12 protein-coding genes are annotated in these 19,275 nt (G+C 62.1%); 5 read left to right on the top strand and 7 right to left on the bottom strand.

The features are described from left to right. Positions 1-28: 28 nt before the first annotated feature. Positions 29-3,319 carry a TonB-dependent receptor gene (locus MKP08_RS07665; RefSeq protein WP_241553325.1) on the bottom strand — a complete coding sequence of 1,097 codons (3,291 nt, stop codon included), beginning with the start codon at positions 3,317-3,319 and terminating at the stop codon, positions 29-31. A gap of 258 nt (positions 3,320-3,577) precedes the next feature. Between MKP08_RS07665 and MKP08_RS07660 the strand changes: the two genes are divergently transcribed. Then, positions 3,578-4,942 carry a DUF4832 domain-containing protein gene (locus tag MKP08_RS07660; RefSeq protein WP_256970032.1) on the top strand — a complete coding sequence of 455 codons (1,365 nt, stop codon included), beginning with the start codon at positions 3,578-3,580 and terminating at the stop codon, positions 4,940-4,942. Positions 4,943-5,021: 79 nt separating this feature from the next. On the opposite strand, the gene MKP08_RS07655 is transcribed toward MKP08_RS07660, so the two are convergent. Genes MKP08_RS07655 through MKP08_RS07635 form a run of 5 tightly spaced genes read right to left on the bottom strand, consistent with a single transcriptional unit; the run spans position 5,022 to position 11,397 of the window. Further along, a complete protein-coding gene (locus tag MKP08_RS07655) occupies positions 5,022-5,987 on the bottom strand; it encodes an N-acetylglucosamine kinase (RefSeq protein WP_241553323.1) in 966 nt (321 codons plus the stop codon). Next, on the bottom strand, positions 5,972-7,108 hold the full coding sequence (locus MKP08_RS07650) for an SIS domain-containing protein (RefSeq protein ID WP_241553322.1): 1,137 nt from the start codon (positions 7,106-7,108) through the stop codon (positions 5,972-5,974). The genes MKP08_RS07655 and MKP08_RS07650 overlap by 16 nt, the downstream gene beginning before the upstream one ends. After that, positions 7,101-8,381 carry a D-tagatose-bisphosphate aldolase, class II, non-catalytic subunit gene (locus MKP08_RS07645; protein WP_241553321.1) on the bottom strand — a complete coding sequence of 427 codons (1,281 nt, stop codon included), beginning with the start codon at positions 8,379-8,381 and terminating at the stop codon, positions 7,101-7,103. Before MKP08_RS07645 ends, MKP08_RS07650 begins: the two co-directional genes overlap by 8 nt. Beyond that, the gene (locus MKP08_RS07640; protein ID WP_241553320.1) at positions 8,378-9,313 is read right to left on the bottom strand and encodes a DMT family transporter; all 936 of its coding nucleotides are present in this window, start codon (positions 9,311-9,313) and stop codon (positions 8,378-8,380) included. Before MKP08_RS07640 ends, MKP08_RS07645 begins: the two co-directional genes overlap by 4 nt. Then, positions 9,310-11,397, bottom strand: a complete 2,088-nt coding sequence (locus MKP08_RS07635) for a glycoside hydrolase family 36 protein (RefSeq protein WP_241553319.1) — start codon at positions 11,395-11,397, stop codon at positions 9,310-9,312. The genes MKP08_RS07640 and MKP08_RS07635 overlap by 4 nt, the downstream gene beginning before the upstream one ends. Before the next feature lie 133 nt (positions 11,398-11,530). Between MKP08_RS07635 and MKP08_RS07630 the strand changes: the two genes are divergently transcribed. Beyond that, positions 11,531-12,694, top strand: coding sequence for an amidohydrolase family protein (locus MKP08_RS07630; RefSeq protein ID WP_241553318.1), 1,164 nt, complete (start codon positions 11,531-11,533; stop codon positions 12,692-12,694). On the opposite strand, the gene agaR is transcribed toward MKP08_RS07630, so the two are convergent. Further along, a complete protein-coding gene (gene agaR, locus MKP08_RS07625) occupies positions 12,682-13,461 on the bottom strand; it encodes a transcriptional repressor AgaR (protein ID WP_215228710.1) in 780 nt (259 codons plus the stop codon). The two genes, MKP08_RS07630 and agaR, sit on opposite strands and share 13 nt — an antisense overlap. Positions 13,462-13,662: 201 nt before the next feature. On the opposite strand from agaR, the gene MKP08_RS07620 reads away from it, so the two are divergent. The 3 genes from MKP08_RS07620 (at position 13,663) to MKP08_RS07610 (ending at position 19,275) form a co-directional block, all read left to right on the top strand. Continuing rightward, positions 13,663-16,593 carry a TonB-dependent receptor gene (locus MKP08_RS07620; protein WP_241553317.1) on the top strand — a complete coding sequence of 977 codons (2,931 nt, stop codon included), beginning with the start codon at positions 13,663-13,665 and terminating at the stop codon, positions 16,591-16,593. A gap of 280 nt (positions 16,594-16,873) precedes the next feature. Then, positions 16,874-18,727 (top strand): ABC-F family ATP-binding cassette domain-containing protein, encoded by a 1,854-nt coding sequence (locus MKP08_RS07615; RefSeq protein ID WP_241553316.1) that lies wholly within the window; start codon positions 16,874-16,876, stop codon positions 18,725-18,727. A gap of 5 nt (positions 18,728-18,732) precedes the next feature. Continuing rightward, positions 18,733-19,275 carry a pseudouridine synthase gene (locus MKP08_RS07610; protein ID WP_241553315.1) on the top strand — a complete coding sequence of 181 codons (543 nt, stop codon included), beginning with the start codon at positions 18,733-18,735 and terminating at the stop codon, positions 19,273-19,275.

Raw genomic sequence — 19,275 nt, 5'->3', positions numbered from 1 at the left:
TTATTCGCATTCGTACGTCTTCGGACGGTCAGAACTTCATCCGCGCCGTAAGAGCATACTGGCGGTCGTTCTTGAACCACGAACGCGGCGTCCGCAGACCGTCGCCGTTCAGCACGAACGAGGTCTTGAGCGTGGTGTCCAGCAAGTTCTGGACTTCGAACACCAGACGGAACCTGTCGTCCACATCCAGGCCGATAGATGCGTCCAGCTGCCCGCTGGGCTCCTGATACACCGGGCCGAAGGGGAAGCAGCAATCGAGTCTGGTGAGCAGGAACCGGGACCGCCAGCTGTAAGCCGCCCGCGCCTGGATCTTACCTCTTTCGTAGAACACGGCCGCGTTGAAGTTATGCTTCGACAGGCCCTCCAGAGGCAGGCTTTCATAGAGCCCCGAGATGTCGATGGTGGGCTGGTTGCCCGTTTCCACCAGGTTGTTCGACGGCGCGTAGGCGGGCGGGCCGAGCGCGATCTTGCCCACATCGATGAAGGTGTAGGAAAGCTGTGTGCCCAGACCCGCCAAGGCTCCCGGCAGGAAGTCGAAGGTCTGCTGATAGGCGATTTCCGCGCCCTTGACGGTCGTATGCCCTTCCGAATTGGCCGGGCCGCTGACCGAAACCGGTAGCGTCACGCCGTTGTTGGTCAGGTCGCGATTATAGACCTGATTGGAGACGACGACGTTGTTAAGGTCCTTGTAGAAGGCAGCCAGCGTCAGGGACCCGACCGGTGCGAAATACCACTCGGCGGTCAGGTCGAACTGCCAAGCCTCCACTGGTCGCAGATACGGGTTCTGGGACCGCGCGGTAAAACCGCCGAGCTGCGCGTTGTAATTGAGCCCGACGTAATTCCGCAGCTTGCTGAACTCGGGCCGCGAGATCGCCTTCGAGGCGGCAAAGCGGAACACCAGTTCGTCCGACGCATCGAAGCGCACGTTCAGCGATGGCAGCCAGTGATCGAAGCTGTTCTCCGCAACATCGGCCAGCGCTGCGCCATCCGCGAAGTCGAGCGCCGCTTGCTGTTGAGCAGCGGTGACCCCCGGTCGACACAATGCAGGCAGCGGCCCGGTGCCCTGCGCCTGGCCCGCGCAGAATGCAACGAAGTCGCCATTGAAGCTATCCGGAATGACCTGAGACGACGGCGCGAAGTTGATCGCGCCGGACGATTCGTCGCGGGTGTGGACGTAACGCACGCCGAGGTTGCCCGACAGCTTCATGCCGCTGTCGAACTCTGTCCCGAACGAGGTCGAGATGTATCCGGCCCACGTTTCCTCGCTGTTGGGATACACTTCCCCTGGCAGGAAATAGCCCTTGATCAGATCGCTGCCACGATCCTCGATCGGCATGAAGTAGCCCGGAGGTGCGAGCGAACGGGCCAGATCGATAAGCCCGCCACGCGTTTCGAGTATCGAGTCGCGGATGAACAACGCAGCCGGCGGCGGGGTCGCGGCGTCGTGGAAGAAATCCGGGAAGCCGTAGAACGAAACGACGGACGGATCGCTGTTGACGAAGTTGGGACCACCCTCGATCCAGGTCTCCGACAGACCGCCCCAGTTGTTGAACTCGTTGGTGCGAACCGTCTGTTTACGCTTCGCATATCGGCCGCCGACGCGAACCTCCTTCAGGAAGCTGTCTTCCGACAGATCGTAGGAAGCATCCGCCCTGAAGGCATATTCTTCGCCATCATTGATAGCGCGGTTTTCGACCGCCGACCGATAATAGGTGGAATTGCCGCTTCCGATATATTCCGCAGGATCGAAACCGGGCGTGATGAAATTGACGTCCGGATACTTGCCGGTCAGATCGATATCGTAGTTCGCCAGCGTATTGAAATTGATCGCATCGTCGGCGTTGTCGACCTTGGACTTCGCGTATTGCCCGTCGAACATCAGGTGCAAACGGTCGGACGGCGACCACTTGATGTTCAGCGACGCGTCCTGCGCCGTCACATCGTTGAAGGCCGAACGGTTCGAAAGCTTGGTGAAAATCCCGCCGGGTATGAACTGGCGATAATCGCACCAGTCGCTCGAAGAACCCTGGCACAGTCCACTGACGTAGCCGCCGCTGTGCACCAGCGTGCCCGAGGTGAAGACACCGTTTTCATCATACATGAAATTGGCGTCCGGGTCGTACGCAAATCCGGGCTGGTCGAGGTAGCCCGCCGGGTAGATCTGGCCGGCATCGGGGAACCAGTTGTCCGCCTCGATGGTGCGCTCGGTCCACCTTTCGTTGAATTCCGAGCGGATATACTCCGCCGTGACCAGCAGATTTCCAGCTGCGTTCTCATACTGGAGAGCGGCGTTCAGGCTGTTGCGCTCACGCTCGAAATCCTGCGACCGGAACCCGGCGCCCAGCGGGGTATAGACCTGGTCGTACCCGGCGGGCGTCGGGAAGTTGTCGCACACCCGTAGCGCGTAGGGTTCGCCCTCGTTGATGATGCGCCCGTTGGCGCAGGTGCCATCGGCCTCGAACGGAGCATTGAAGCGGGGCTGGAAACCGTTGAGGAAGATCGAGTCCGCGCGGCTGTACTGCTTGGAATAGCTGCCGCCGACCAGCAGGCCGACCCGGCCGCCGTCGCCGAACTCCCACTGGTCGCTGAACAGGCCGACGAACGACGGCGCGGACTTCTGCGCGATGTCGCCGTAATTGATCCCGGCCGAGAGGAAGAGCACGGGATCGGTTGAATCGAAGGGTTTGCGCGAGTTGATGCTGACCGTGCCGGCGATGCCGCCTTCGATCATGTCCGCGGTCAGATTCTTGAACACCTCGACGGAGCCGGCGAGTTCCGCCGGCACGCTGTCGAAGCCGAGCTCACGCCCGCCCGAAGCGGAGAAAGCGTCGCGACCGTTGAACTCGCTGCGAACGTAATTCAGCCCGCGGACCGTGACGCCTGAGCCCTGAACCGAAAAGTGCGCGGAATCGTTGGGTGCCGCGAAGCGGTTGATGGCAACGCCGGGAACACGCTGCAGCGCTTCGTTGATGGAGCGGTCGGGCAACGATCCGATGTCGTCGGCCGTAATCGCGTCTACGACCGTGTCGGCGTTGCGCTTGATCTCCTGCGCAGAGGCGAGACTCTGGCGAATGCCGGACACGACGATGACATTGTCGTCCGTCTCGTCCGAGGCGGGCTTGGAAAGCTCCTCGTCCGCTTCCTGTGCATGCGCGACGTTGGACATGGACGCTGCGAGCAGCGAACTGCCCACGAGGAATTTCCAGTAGCCCGAAGCACGCTTGGTGCGCCGCCCCGCCGCAAGGGCCTGCGCCTCGTCTACCGAAACATCCGATCGGCTGCGTAGCGCTATTGGATCATATCCCGCAATTTTCATCATTTTTGTCCTCCCACTGAAGCGCATCGTGGCTGGCCACCCCTTGTTCGAACCAGCGCCCTCATCGCCATCGACGTCGTGGATAAAATAATATGATAATTTGTCAAACCCCAAAAAAAGGAAACATAGACAGGGCAATCGGGCCGGGAATAGGATGGGCAAACTGCAAATCTGGCAAAAAACGAGGGAGACCTTTCGATGAAAGTTTCGTTTTCTTTCCCGAATGCGAAGACAGCGATCGTCGGTATAGGTGCGGCTGTCATGCTCGCACTGAATGCAGCCATCCCCGCGGCGGCAGCGGCCAGCCATACGGATCTTCAGGAAGTCGAGTTTGTCTCTGATGACGGGGCTCATCCCAATCCAGAGAGAGGCTTCTATCTCTCGGCGAAGCACCCATTGCAGGATCTGAAACGGCGCGAGCTTCGCGACGCTTTCGCGCAGGACTATCGGTTGCTTTACGTCCGCATCGACCTCAGCGGCTACAAGAGTCGGCCTTTGCCCGACGGGTTTCTTCGTAAACTGTCCCGTGGCTTTGCCGCGGCGCGCAACGAAGGCGTCAAACTGATCGTCCGCCCCGTCTATAATTACCCCCGGGGAGAGACGGATTACCAAACTGCGCAGGATGCGCCGCTCGAAATCGTCCTAAAGCATATCGAGCAGTTGAGCGCCGTCATGCGGGAAAATGCAGACGTCATCGCGTTCATACAGGCCGGGTATATCGGCGCGTGGGGCGAGTGGCACACGTCTTCGAACGATCTGACTTCGCCCGCGAAACGCCGGCGAATCATGGACGCGATCATCGGTTCCGCTCCGCCCGAGCGAAGTGTGCAGTTCCGGTATCCGCCGTATATCGAGGAATGGCTCGCCTCGCGAGGCGCGGCTTCCGATAGTGCCGGGATCGGATTTCACAACGATTGCTTCCTCGCGAGCGACACCGATGTCGGCACCTATTCGGAGGATGCGCAAAAGCGGGAAGAACAACGCGACGCCATGGCCCGGCTGAGCGCGCGCGGGCCTTTCGGAGGGGAGACGTGCAACCCTCTGGCGGACCCGGACCCCTCCCCCCGGTCCGAATGCGCGGACATCCTACGAGAAGGCGCGCGGTTCGGCCTGACCTATCTCAACGCGGGCTATTATCGCCCGCTCTTTTACGACCGCTGGGAAGCCGGCGGATGCCTGGACGATGTGCGCAACAGCATGGGTTACCGGCTCTCGCTCTTGCGCCTGAAATATCCGCGCGTGGTTGAGGGAGGCGAGACCACCCGGATTGCGCTGACGATCGCCAACACGGGGTGGGCTCCGCCGTATAACCCGAAACAGTTCCGGGTGTTGCTGAAGAATCGGCAGTCCGGTGCCGTTTTGGAGTTCGGCGGGGTGAACGCGGATCCCCGAGCCTGGCTGCCGGGCTCAGAATCTGAAGTCAGTATCGACCTTCGCATCGACGACAGCGTGCCGCGCGGCGCCTACGATGTTTACCTCGCCCTACGCGATGGAGCATCCACGCTTGCGGCCGATCCGCGCTATTCGGTCCGGTTCGCCAATGCCGATCGCCCCGATCTGGGCCAGGAATGGGAGGCCGATATCGCCGCCTTCCGGACGGGCGCTACCATTGAGGTCACCGAATAGGCTTGGCCCTCTCGCTCAACGAGACGACCCGGAACCACGAAACCAAGGCGAGCGGCAGGGAGCCGAACCTGTCGCGAACCTAGCCAGCCGTCTGTGCGATGGAACGGGCTTGCGCGTTGCCTGCCCGACGCAGTGCATACAGCGCCGCCCCCATCGTCGGATCGGCGACTGGGTCCACAAGACGGTAGCGCGGGTCCATCTCAGCCAGTCTGGCCTTGAACGGTTCGGTGACGAGGTCGCCCGACCGGAACACGCCACCGGACCAGGATACCGGGATATCCTCATCCGGTGCGAAGGCGAGTTCTTCCGCCACGGCGTGCACGATTTCGGCAAGCTCACTGGCAGCATCACGGAAAATATTCGCCGCCGCCGCGTCTCCGGCATTCGCCGCCGCCGCTACGATTTGGCTGAGCGCAGCGATACTCTCGCGGTTCGCGGCCGCACCCATGACGTGCCCACACAGGTCGAGATCCTCATGCAGCGCGAAGTAATCGCGTAGCGCCATCAGCAACGGTCCGGGCGGGGATCGCCCGTCGCTCATTCTGGAAAAGAGCTGCAGGCCCCTGGTGGCGATCCAGTAGGCGGAGCCCTCGTCGCTGAAAATCTCGCCCCAGCCGCCTGCCCGTGCGCTTTTCCCCGCGCGCTCGCCATATGCGATCGAGCCGGTTCCCGCGACGATGTTGATGCCGTCCCGACCGCCCAGCGATCCGGCCCAGCCGCATACCATGTCGTTGCCCACGGCAAAGCGATCGTGGCCCAGTATCTCGCGCGGGAGTGTTGCGATCAGCGGATCAACCCTGCTGTCCTCTCCGAACGCCGGCAGACCGAAAAAGACGAAAGCCAGAGTTTCAGGATCGGGACAGACTTGCGCCACCCCCTCCCGCAACAGTTCGGTCAGGCTTTCTAAGCCGATCTGCAGATAATAGCTCGACCCTGCCATATGCTGGGCCAGAACCCTGCCCGCGCTATCGATCAGCGTGAAGGCGGTCTTCGTTCCACCGCCATCGACTCCCAGATAGATATCCGCGTTCAGACCGTCTCGCATGCGTGAAGCCTTACGCCTTGGACCACACGATTGACCGTACCGCTCACATTCGGATTGTCGGGGGTCAGCCCTGCATCGAGTGAGGCGAGAAGCCCGTAAATCTGCGGCGCGATGATATAGGGATAGAGCAATTCGGGGTCCTTCGCGTCTGCCATTCCCGGAACTAGGATCGCATCTTCGATATCGTCGATGGCCGACAATGTGACGATTTCCGCCGCCTTGCTGTCGGCGATGAGTTCTGCACGAAGGTCCATGTCATACGCCCGTGTAAGGGGATCGTTAGACATGAATAGCATCACCATGGTTCGGTCGGTAACGACTGTCTTGGGTCCGTGGCGGAACCCCAGTGGGGAATCGAAGCAGGTAGGGATCTTGCCGTCGGTCAGTTCCATGAGCTTGAGCGCCGCCTCGCGCGCCAGGCCCTTGAAAGGACCGCTACCGAGATAGACTACGCGGTCGAAACGAGCGTCCGCCAGACGCTGCATCATCGGTATGGTGATTTGAAGGATGTTCGCGCAGCCTTCCGAAATCCGTTCCAGATCGACCGGTTCGCGCGCCAACGTGGCCCAGGCGGCATACATCATTGCCGTAAAGCTCGACGTCATGGCGAAGCTGCGGTCGTGCGCTGCATCAGGCAGCAGCACCGTCAAACGGTTATCGTTGCCCTGCCCGGCGATCGCGCCCTCAGCGTTGCAGGTGATGACCAGGTGGCTCACGTCGGCAACCAGCTTGTCCGCGATCTCGATGGCTCCTTTGCTTTCCGGACTGTTGCCGGAACGCCCGAAGGAGACGAGCAAGGTCGGTGTGTCTGCTCGCAGATAGACGAACGGCGAACTCACGATGTCCGTGGTGGCCACCGCCTCGACCCGAGCGGTCGCCTGCGCGTCGAGGAATGGCGCCAGACATTCGCCGATGAACGCGGAGGTGCCCGCGCCGGTCAGGATGACACGCGCAAGGGGATTGGACAGATAGGGTCGCACGAACGCCGCGATCCGATCCTTCATCTCCGTCACGATCCCGTCGGTCGCCACTAGCGTTTCGGGCTGCTGCCCGATTTCGCGAGCAGTCCAGAGAGCGCCTTTCTGCTCCAGCTCCCTCTCATCGTATCCAAGCCTAAGCATTGCTTCTATCTCCAGCGTCGGTCGCTTTCAGGTATGTGTCCAGCGTCGTCATGACGTGCGCCATGACCAGTTCGGCCGGATCGTTCGTGATGGTTCCCTCGCGCAGTTCGGCATAGGATTGCGGGAGATACTGGCTGATCAGCGGGAGCGGCGGCGGGGATGCGCGCAAATTGGCGAACATCTCCTCCTGCGCGTCGGATATCAGCGCATCCGGCCAGTAATAGCGGATGCGATCGCTCAGCGAATATTGCAGGTCCAGCTGCAAGTCGGAGCCGGTCGAATGATAGTACTTCTTCCAGTGCCCCGGCTTGTCGTTCATCACCGCCAGCACCCTTGCACGGAAATCGGACGCGCCCTCGCCCAGCATGTCGCGTTCCATGGCGTCGAGCGCCCACAAGGCTTCGCGCAGCGCAAAGGTGAGGCCGGGCCCGACTTTCAGGATAGCGAAATGGTCGCGTACCAGCGCGGTCAGGGCTTCCTGGGTCTGGTAGTCGGTGGAATGCGCTTCGAAGACCATGCCCGGCACATCGTCGAGGCTCCGGCTGAGGTCTTGCGCAGCCTCCGGCCGGTAATCCAGCACTTGATGGTGATCGAATTCCACGCCCGGCTGAACCACCAGGGCGATCACGCGGTCCCAGGCTTCCGCCGGAAACAGCTCCTTGTGCATGGCGATTGTGCCAAGCGCCGCCTCGGGAGAGGTAACCTGCAACGGTTCCAGGTCTTCCGTCGCGCCGCCCGGCACGGGAACCTCCGTTCCGATCACGTACACCGGGGGCTGCGTGTCAGCTTCGATATAGGCGGCCTCCGCCACTCGGCAAAGCCGCGCCGCGCGCTCGGCAATCGTCTCTTCGGGCAAGGGAACGGGATCGTCGGCGCAGGACATCGAACAGTCGAGATGGATTTTGGCGAACCCTGCCCGAACATACTGGTCGATCAGCACATCGGACCGCTCCATCGCTTCCTCGGCGCTCAGCGAAGTCCAGGCGTTGGGGCCGAGATGGTCACCGCCAAGCACGATCCGATCTTCCGGAAAGCCCACGCGCTGGGCGATCTGCGACACATGGTCCCGAAAGCCCGCCGGCTTCATCCCTGTGTAACCGCCATCCTGATTGACCTGGTTGGAGGTCGCTTCGATCAGCACGAAAGGCGCATCGCGCCTCAGCGCATGACGCAGCGTGCCCTCGATCACCATGGGGTGGGCGGAGCATACCGAGTAGATGCCGACATCCTCGCCCGCCTTGTGTCGGGCGACCCGGTCGAGCAACAGGTTCATACGGTTTCTCCGTCGAAATTAGCTTCGGTTTCGTCTGCCGCCTCCGGCTCTATCGCCAGCAGAACGGAAGCGACGAGGGCCAGCACAAGGCCCACGATCTTCAGCGGGCCGGGAACGGCGCCCAGGATCAGCAGCGACAGGACGGCGGTGACCAGCGGCGCGCCGGCGTTAGAAAGGGGAGCAACGACGATCGCCTTGCCGTAACGAAAAGCGAAAACCAGCGTCAGCGCGCCAACGGCGTTCAGCATCTGAATTCCCGCCGCCAGCCAGGGTCCGTCCGCGCCGTAATTGATCGGTTGCGTGAAATCGGTCATCGACCAGGCGACAGGCGCCAGCACTAGACCGGACAGCATCATGTAAAAAAAGATGCTTTCCGCGCTCATGGTGTTGTTGGCGAGCTTCATGAAAAACGCCTGCACGCCCCAACACAACATGATTAGCAGCGCGAGCGGAGCCCAGCCCAGCCCCCCCACCGCGCCCGACAGCGAAAGGTCGAACATCGGAAGCGCCACCAGTGCCAGCACGATGCCTAGCACCCCCAGCCTGCCGGTCCGCTCCTTCAAAATCAGTAGCGAAAGCGCGATGGTGACGATCGGCGAGAGGGAAATGACCGGAAAGATCAGGTAGGCCGGGCCGCGGGTTACGGCATAGAACAGGATCAACTGACCGCCCGCGCCGAGCAGTCCGATGGTCAATCCGTACGCGATCGACCGGGCGTCCTTGTCCAGACGCCAGCCGGACATGGCGAGCACGATCAGCGCGGGCGGCACCATGGTCAGCGACCACACGCAATAGACCAGCGTTTCGGGAAACCCGCGTTCCGCCGACATTCCCGCGATCGCTCCCCATACGCCCCACAGGCCGACGGTAGACAGGGCAAAGATCAGCCAGCTTCGTTCGGCAGGCGGCGTGGACACGGCGGTCGCCGTCATGCCGACACCCTTTCCGCTTGCAGCAGGAGGTGCTCCTGGAACGCGACGGGAAGTTCGGGGCCAACGGCATCGACAGTACCCAGAACCTTACCGCTGGCGATGTCCGTCACGCGGTAACGCCCGGCTGCAAGTCCGCGCAATTCTACCGGCCCGGAATACTTGTCGGCGTAGAAGGCGAAGTAGCTACGATCGTTCTGGTCGATGGCATGTGCCTCGGGCCGGTCGAACCCGATGTCGTACAGCTCGCCGCGATAGGTGCCGCGCGCCAGATCGTGTTCCTTGTAAAGCCCGATCCATTTGCGCCAGTGCCGCTCTTTTTCGGGCGTAAGGACATATCCGCCGGGCGGAAGCTCGCCGCTGGGGTTGTCGGTATCGCGCGGCCAGGTGAACTTGGTCGAAACCACGCCGCCGATACCCACTGCAGAAGCGAAGTCCGTTCCGCCGTCGCTTAGCTCCACATGATCGCCGGAGAAGGGGGCCGAAGGGCCCATGAGCGCCTTGGTCGTCTTGCCTTTGGTCCGGATTTGCCAGGACGACAGCGGGTCGGATGCCGGAACCTGGTTCATGTAGGGAAGGGAATGGAATGCGAAGGATGTGCCGCATGGGCAGAATTCCAGGATTGCATCCGGATTGATCGATGTCGCCGCTTCATGCACCGCCTCCCAGAAGGCAGGCAGCTGTTCGCACGCTTCCTCTGGATAGGCGTGGTTGTGCGCCGGATTGTAACACGGCGGAACACCGTTGAGGTGCTGCCCGTCCAGCTTAAGCCCTTCAAATCCCCACTCACCGATGATCTTACGCACCAGGGCGGTGCAGTTGTCGATCGTCGGCTGGTAGGCCGGACACAGCGTAAACGCGTTCCACCACGTCACATCGTTGACCGCGCCGTTCTCGTCCAGCAGCAGCATGTCCGTGTGATCGCGCAGCAGGTCGGTGCCGGGATCGACGGCCAGCGGTGCGATCCACAAACGGGGGCGCAGCCCTGCCTTTTTTATGCGGTCGACGAAGTCGATCATGTCGGCGTCGCCGCGCGGGAACTTGACCGGATCGAGATACCAGTCGCCCTCCGCCGTCTGCCAGCCGTCATCGAGGACGGCCCACTCGATGCCGAGCTCCTTCACCTTGGGCAGAGTGTCGATGACCTGCGCAACATTGAAATTGCGCTCGTATCCCCAGGCGCACCACATCGCTTCGTATGCGGACGCCGGAACATAGGCGTCGGTCATCCCGCGCGCGGCCATGATCTCGCGATAAGCGGTCAGGGGCACGAAGCAGTCGCCGGTATGCGCGGCGACGAAGGTCGTCAGCGTGGACACCTCCTCGCCCGGTGCCAGCGCGAACGGCCGATCGCTCTCGATCGCGATGCTTGTGCCGCTGGCCGTACTCGCGACCGGCAATGCGACCAGTTCTGGCGTCAGCTCCAGATGGCCGACGGCCAGGCCCGCGTCGGGACGCCAGATGTCGACGACCGGGGTTCCCCCGCCATAATCCGATGCGTTCATGCCCATGTAGTTGCGCTGCTCGAACCCTGCCGGTGCGGGCTGGATCCAATCGCGCCGGTCGCCGTGCGACGATCCGGCAAAGGTCCACACGCCACGCGGTCCACGAGCGAGGCTGTGGGACGCATTGCGCCATCCGCGCAGCGACACCGCCTCGCGCCCCTTGTTGCGGTAAGTGGCGACGATCGCTGCGACGCCCGGTCGCGCGGGATCGAACGTGAATTCGACCGTCTTCTCGATTCCGCTCGCGCTCACTCCCGTGGCGCTGTGCGTCGTTCCGGAAAGACCCGCCACCTTCGAAGGACCCTCGCCCTGCTCGGTGAGCAGGAACTGGGCGAGCGCGGTGCCTTCGACGGGAAGCAGCATCTCGCTATCCGAAAAGTCGGTCAGCGCGCGTCCGCCGACAAGCAGGCGCGTGCGCATGGCGCCGTCGATCTCGATCATCAGCGCGTCATCGCCGAAGCGGTTGGCGACCGGCGCGGCGAACACCGGAGGAACGGTAATCGCGCCGACTGCCAGCACAGCGGACGTGCCGCCCATTAGCTGCAGCAACTGCCGACGTCGCAGACTTGGTTTGTAATTCATTCCTCGCCCTCCAGCGCTCAACTCGCCGGACAAACCCGCCCGGAATATCCGTTTGCTCTTCGCACCGATAGATGTAACATAACGAAAATCGATGCAAGGATGAACTTTCATTTTCATTCGATCAGGAGGCCAGATGAGAATCCCCAGTCTGAAGCATTCGCTCGTGCTCGCCGCTCTTTCAGCAGCGCTTGGTGCATGCACAGCGGTAGGCGGCTCCCGCCCGGAGGCTCTCTCCTCTGCTGATACGCATTATACCCAAGCCGACTTCGACCGCGTAGCCAAGGTGGACGTCCACGTGCATGCCAACATGTACGATCCATCGTTCCTCACCCTGGTACGGGACAATGGCTTCCAGGTGTTGTCGATCAACGTGGATTACCCCGACTTCCCCTCTCTCGATACGCAGGCTGAGGTAGCGCACCGCTACTTCGCGGATGATCCCGGGCATTTCCAGTTTACCACTACCTTCTCCATGGACGGTTTCGAATCCGCGAACTGGTCTTCCCGGACGGACGCTCACATCGACAGGGAGCTGGCCGCCGGTGCGATCGGCGTGAAGGTATGGAAGAACATCGGCATGGTCGAGCGTGACCGGGACGGGGAGTTGATCATGCTGGACGATCCCGGCTTCGACACCGTCATGGCGCATATCACGCAGCGCGGTGTTCCCTTGATCGCGCATCAGGGCGAGCCTTACAACTGCTGGCTGCCGCTGGACCAGATGACCACCGAGAACGATCGCCTCTATTTCGCGGCGCATCCCGAATATCACATGTACCTGCATCCAGAGATGCCGAGCTATCGCCAGTTGATGGACGCACGCGATCGCTTCGTGAAAGCGCATCCCGATCTGACAGTAGTAGGGGCGCATCTGGCCAGTATCGAGTGGAGCGTAGACGAACTGGCGGCGTTCCTCGATGCCCATCCCAACGCGGTCGTCGACATGGCGGCGAGGATGAGCAACCTGCAATATCAGTCGAACCGCGATCGCAAGCGGGTGCGCGATTTCCTCATCAAGTATCAGGACCGGGTCATGTACGGCACCGATCTAACGCTAAGCCCCCCATCGGAGGAGGCGAAGTCCCAGAACCCGCCGATGGATCCCGGCGCGGACTTCGCCGCGCAGGCAGAGAGCGTATGGCGGTCGGACTGGAAATATCTCGCGACACCGGACAGCCAGTATGTCGACACGCTCAAGGCCGATACGCCCGGGCTGGCATTGCCGCGTTCGGTGATCCGGAAGATTTACTACGAGAACGCGCTGCGGGTCTTCCCCGCCTTCTCTCAAGCCTCGTAAAGATCGAAGCCGACCGTCCGGGCTGCATCGCGAATGTAGTCGGGCGCGTCGGTGTCGGTCACCAACGCGGAAATCTCGCCGACATCGATGATCCGGTGCAGGCAGGTGCGCCCGAATTTCGAACTGTCGGTCACCGCGATGACCGATCGAGCGCGGCCCACCATCTTGCGGTTGAGGACAGCTTCGGGCTCGTAATGGGTAGTGAGCCCTCGCTGCAGATCGAACCCATCCACGCCCAGGAACAGCTTGTCGACATGCAGCGCGTCCAGCGCGTCCATCGTTTGCCCGCCGTAGAAGGCCATGTTGCGCCGGCGCATTTGCCCGCCCAGCATCACCGTGACCACGTGCTCCTTGCGCGCGAGTATCGACAGGACGTTGAAATCGTTCGTGACGACGGTGATGTCTTCGATATCCGGCAGGTGCGTCGCGATGGCCATGGCGGTCGTACCTGAATCGAGCACGATCGAATCGCCCGCCACAACCATATCGGCCGCGCACTTCCCGATCCGCCGCTTCTCCTCGACATTGATCACCTGCTTCGTCTCGACGGCGGGTTCGCCGCCAGCGTTTATGACGTCGGTCGATATGGCGCCGCCATAGGACCTTTCGGCCAGCCCGCGTTCGCACAGGAAATCAAGGTCTTTCCGGATCGTCTGGGACGACACGTCGAACTGCCGGGACAGTTCCGCCACCTGGATACTGCCCAAATCCTTCAGCATGGCGATCATTTTCTGGCGCCGACCGCTGGTGTCTCGCAATTTGGTCATTGTGCCCCGTGATGCCCGCTTGAATATGCCTTGTAAGAGGTACCGTTATCATCCGCAATACGACACGGTTTCGAAGCGCCCTGCAAACGCATGATAACGGTAGGTTTCAGCAAAGCACAAACGTATCGCGGGCCAAAACCACCGGGATAAATATCGTTATATTGTGCTTGCCATCAAAAAATTACGTGCGTACGATGCAAAATGAAACATACTGAGGGCACGGCCCTCGTTTCGCAAATCGGGGCGCTGTTACGGCCGGAGAATGCCGGGCAGCTTGATGGAGGGCTTATGATGAACGCATATCGTCAATTTCGTGCCATGGCAGTCGTGGGTTCCAGTGTCGCAGCACTGGTCGCGGCCACTCCGTTGGCGGCCCAGGACGTTACGGCGGACGATGCGCAGGCCGCGGCGGACGATGAGCAAACCGATTACGCCGATACGTCGTCCACAGTGATCGTGGTTCGCGGCGTGCGCGGGAGTATCGCCCGCTCGGTCGATCTGAAGAAGAATGCATCGACGGTACAGGATTCGATCAGCGCGCTGGAACTGGGCGTCTTCCCCGATGACAACGTGGCAGACTCGCTCGCGCACATCACGGGCGTCGCCATAAGCCGCACCGCCGGCGGCGAGGGACAGTATGTCAGCGTCCGCGGCCTTGGCCCCGAATACACCCTGACGACCTTCAACGGTCGGACGCTTGCCACCGATGGCGCGAGCCGCGATTTCGCTTACGACGTCCTGCCCGCCGACGTGATCAGCGGGGCGGACGTGATCAAGGGGGCGGAAGCGTCGCTGACCGAGGGTGCGATCGGCGGCCTGGTCAATCTGCGTTCGGCGAGCCCGTTCGACAAGGTCGGCCTGAACGGAGTGGTCCGCCTGCAGGGCGATTACAACCTGATGTCCGAATATGCGGGCGTGAAGTTTTCCGGGGTCGTCAGCAACACCTTCGCCGACGATACGCTAGGCGTCATGCTGGGCGTGGTTCTCGAGCGGCGCAAGGATCGCACCGACGTCGCCGGCAACGATGGCGGCTGGACCCGCAACCCCGATCCGACCGACGAAAGCTGGCTGTACGGCAATGCCTGGGGTGGAAATATCGACCCGAACGGCAACGGGGAGCTCGATCCCGACGAATACGGCCTGATCGGTCTCGGCCAGTTCCGGGTCGGCTCGATCTTGGAAGAAAAACGTCGCCGGGCTTTCACCGCCAAGGTCGAATGGCGTCCCACGGACACCTTCACCCTCACGCTCGACGGCATCAAGACGAAGCTCGATTCCCCACAGGTCGGTTTCCAGCAGTCGTATTACACGCTGTTTTCCCCGGGGCGCTGGTCGAACATCCAGATCCAGGACGGTATCGTCACCAGTTTCGACATGAACAATCCCGATCCGGAGCTGGCTCTGAATCCGGAACTGCTCAACCAGACATCCTACCGTGTGGTGGATACCGATCTCTACGGTGCCAATGCGAAGTGGGAGGCGACCGACGCCCTGACCCTGACCGCAGACATCTACCGCTCCAGTTCCTCGCGGAATTCGGGCGGTCAGGACAGCTACGTGGTCCTGCGCATGAACCAGCCCAATACCGCGAGCTTCATGCTGAACGATTCCGCGGTGCCCGACGTGCGCGTTACCTTCAACGACGGAAGAGACCTCGTCAGCGGGCTGGCGGATGGAGCGTTCGGTCCTTCGGACTTCAACACCCACTATTTCTCGCTGGCAGGCGACAACATCGACGACAAGATCACCGGCTTGTCCTTCGCCGGCAACTTGTTCACCGACATGGGGCCGCTGGAATCCGTTCTGTTCGGCTTCACCTACAACAGCCGCGAGAAGGCGCGTGAGCTGGTCAACAATTCGCTGACCGGCGGTGCCGACTATTATTCCGGCAACTACGCGATCAACGTTGGCGACCTGGGCGGCAACGTCATTTCACGCACCCTGGACTTGCCCAACTTCATGAACGGTGTGAACGCGATGTTCCCCCGCTCCTTCCTCTCATTCGACATTCCGGGCTACCTTGCCGCGCTCGAAGCGTATGACGGAACGCCGCGCCCGGGCGGTGGGACATACGATTTCTCCGCCGCAGCGCCTGTGTGGAACCCGCTTCAGAGCTACCGCGTGACGGAGGATACCGCGGTGGGCTATGTGCAGGCCAACCTGTCGGGCGCACGCTGGAGCGGCAATATCGGGCTGCGCCTGGTGAATACCAATACCAGCGCGCAGGCGTGGGATGCGAAGATTCTGAGCATCATCGCCAACGGCGCGTTCAACTACACCGCCGTCTACGACGCCCCGTCCGAAATAACGCAGGACAGTGAGTACACTTACCTCCTGCCCTCGGCCAATCTGAGCATCGACCTGATCGACAACCTTCGCCTGCGTCTCAGCGCCGCGCGCACCATGGCGCGTCCATCGGTCGAGGCCCTTGCGCCGACCAACACCACCGAGAGTGTGTCGTGGGGCGAATTCACACAGGTCTATAGCGGCAACGCGGATCTGAAACCGTACCAGGCCGATCAGTTCGACGTGTCGCTCGAATGGTATTTCGCGCCGAGCTCGATCTTCAACGTCGCCGGATTCTACAAGCACATAAAGAACCAGATCACGACCAGCTGGGAGCCGGGCGTCGACATCGGCGTGCCGGGATATCTGTTCAACATCATCCGCCCCATCAATGGCGATTACGCCAAGGTGAAGGGTATCGAAGTCGGTCTGCAGCATCTCTTCAACAACGGCTTCGGCGTCCGCGGGCAATTCACGCGCAACTGGTCCAAGAGCTATGTCGGCGACGAGGTCCGTCCGCTGGAAGGGATTGCGCCGTCCGTATATTCTCTCAGCCTGCTTTACGAGAAAGGTCCGCTGTCGCTGGCCGCGACGGCCGATCATACGGACAGCTTCACCACCGCGATCAACGTGCTGGGTGCAGGGTATAACGAGGAGGCCGATGCCATTACCTGGGTAACGGCTCACATATCCTATGACATTACCGATCGCGTCACTCTCGCGCTCGACGGACAGAACCTGCTGGACTCCAAGCAGACATACAGCCTGAACGGCAATCCGCTGCTTTCGCAGGGTTATTACCGGTATGGCCGTTCGGTCAAACTCAGTGCGAGCTATCGCTTCTGAGTAGGAACGCCGAAGCACCGCAATACGGTTATTCTGCGGTATCGGCTGTGTAACGGTCCAATCCCACGAGCTGTCAGGCTAAGTGAAAAGCAAGGATCGGGTATCCGCATACACGGTTACCCGATCCTTGCTGCGCAACCGCAAGCCAGAAGCGGTCCTACATGCGATCCGGATTACGCCCGGTAGCCGAGCCGGCTGAGAAGAACCAAACGCGACCTCCACCAGTCAGAACGTCATTCGCTTGGGAATACGCCGCTTCGCTGATAGTGGCGGCGGCCTCATGATCACCATCAACAATCTGACGTTGCGGCTTGGCGGCCGGGCCATTCTCGAGGGCGCTTCGGCTGCCATCCCGATCGACGCGCGGATCGGGCTGATCGGGCGCAACGGCGCGGGCAAGTCCACGCTGATGAAAGCGCTGATCGGCGAGTTGGAGGCGGATGACGGCACGATCGAGATGCCGCGCCGGTCGCGGCTGGGCTATGTCGCGCAGGAAGCGCCCGATGGCGCCACCACCGCTTTCGACGCGGTGCTCGCGGGCGATACCGAGCGCTCGCAATTGTTGGAGCAGGCGGAAACCTGCACCGACATGAACCGGCTCGGCGATATTCACGAACGTCTGCTGGCGATCGACGCCTATGCTGCGCCCTCGCGGGCGGCCATCATTCTGAACGGCCTGGGCTTCGATGAGGAGATGCAGGCGCGCCCGCTCGAAAGTTTTTCGGGCGGATGGAAGATGCGGGTTGCGCTTGGTGCCCTGCTGCTGTCCGCACCCGACATCATGCTGCTGGACGAGCCGTCCAATCACCTCGATCTGGAGGCGACGCTATGGCTGGAATCCTTCCTGAAATCCTATCAGGGCACGCTGATCGTCATCAGCCACGAACGTGATCTGCTGAACAATGTCGTTACCGGGATTCTGCACCTTCAGGGCGGCAAGCTGACCATGTATCCCGGCAATTACGACGCGTTCGAGCGGCAGCGGGCGGAGCGTGCCGCGCAGCTCGCCGCGGCCAAGGCGTCGCAGGATGCGCAGCGCGCCCGGCTGCAGGATTACGTCGCGCGTAACAGCGCCCGTGCCTCCACCGCGAAGCAGGCGCAATCGCGCGCCAAGATGCTGGCCAAGATGCAGCCGATCGCCGCGCTGATGGACGATCCGGGCCTCAGCTTCGATTTCCCCAGCCCGGACGAGCTGCGCCCGCCGATGATCACGCTCGATCTCGCCGCGGTGGGCTATGACGAGACGCCGATCCTGCAGCGCCTCGATCTGCGGATCGATCCGGACGAGCGGATCGCGCTGCTGGGCCGCAACGGCAATGGCAAGACCACGCTGGCCCGTCTGCTCGCCGCGCAGCTGCCGGTGATGGAGGGCGAAATGAACGTCTCCCCCCGCATGAAAGTGGGTTATTTCACCCAGTATCAGGTGGAAGAGCTGTCGTCCGACGACACGCCGCTCGACCATATGACCCGCGCGATGGAAAAGGCGTCCCCCGGTGCAGTGCGCGCGCAGCTGGGCCGGTTCGGCTTCTCCGGGCAAAAGGCGACGACCCAGGTCGGCAAGCTTTCCGGCGGCGAGCGGGCGCGGCTGGCTCTGGCCCTGATTACTCGCGACGCGCCGCACCTGCTGATCCTGGACGAACCGACCAACCACCTGGACGTCGACGCGCGCGAGGCGCTGGTGCAGGCGATCAACGCCTTCGACGGCGCGGTCCTCCTCATCAGCCACGACCGGCATATGGTGGAGCTGACGGCTGACCGGCTGGTGCTGGTGGATGAGGGTACGGCGCGCGAATATCCAGGCAGCATGGAGGATTACATCGATTTCGTGCTGGGCCGGAACCAGCCGAAGGAAGGCGGCAAGGCCAAGGGAAGGGGGGGCCGGGGTTCCTCCGCCAAGCAACGACAGGAAGCCAAAGCTGCGCGTAGCAATGTCTCGGCAGCGGAAAAGCGCGTGGCCACGCTGCAGGAGCAGATCGCCGCGATTGATGTCGCGCTGGCCGATCCGTCGCCCGCCCCTCAGGCGAAATCGCCAGCCGATCTCGCTCGCGAGCGGGCTTCGATAGCCGCGGCGCTGGAAGAGGCCGAAGCCGAATGGCTGGACGCGCAGGAAACACTCGAACAGGTAGAAGCCTGAGCGCAATGGCGGGCGTGATCGCCTTCAACAAGCCGTACGGCGTGCTGTGCCAATTCACCGATGAGAGGCAGGGACCGCCGCGCCCGACGCTGGCCGATTTCATCGACGCACCGGGATATTACCCGGCAGGACGGCTCGACTTCGACAGCGAGGGGCTGCTGATCCTGACCGACGATGGGCGAATGCAGGCGCGGATCGCCGATCCACGGCACAAGCTGCCCAAGACCTATCTGGTGCAGGTGGACGGCGATCCGGGCGAAGACGACCTAGAAATGCTGCGACGGGGCGTGCGGCTGAAGGACGGCCTGAGCCTGCCCGCCAGCGCGGAGCGCATCGACGACCCGCGGCTATGGCCGCGCGATCCCCCGATCCGCGTGCGGAAATCCATTCCTGACAGCTGGCTGCGGCTGACGATCCGCGAGGGACGCAACCGGCAGGTGCGCCGCATGACTGCCGCCATCGGTCATCCCACCCTGCGGCTGGTGCGCTGGTCGGTGGGCGAATGGACGCTGGACGGCTTGGCGCCGGGCGCGTGGCGCGCGGTGTGA

Origin of the sequence: Erythrobacter sp. LQ02-29 (genome assembly GCF_022576075.2) — a bacterium.
GTDB lineage: Bacteria > Pseudomonadota > Alphaproteobacteria > Sphingomonadales > Sphingomonadaceae > Alteriqipengyuania.
Note: the sequence above shows the minus strand (reverse complement) of the source record. Positions and strands in the feature narration are given on the sequence as shown.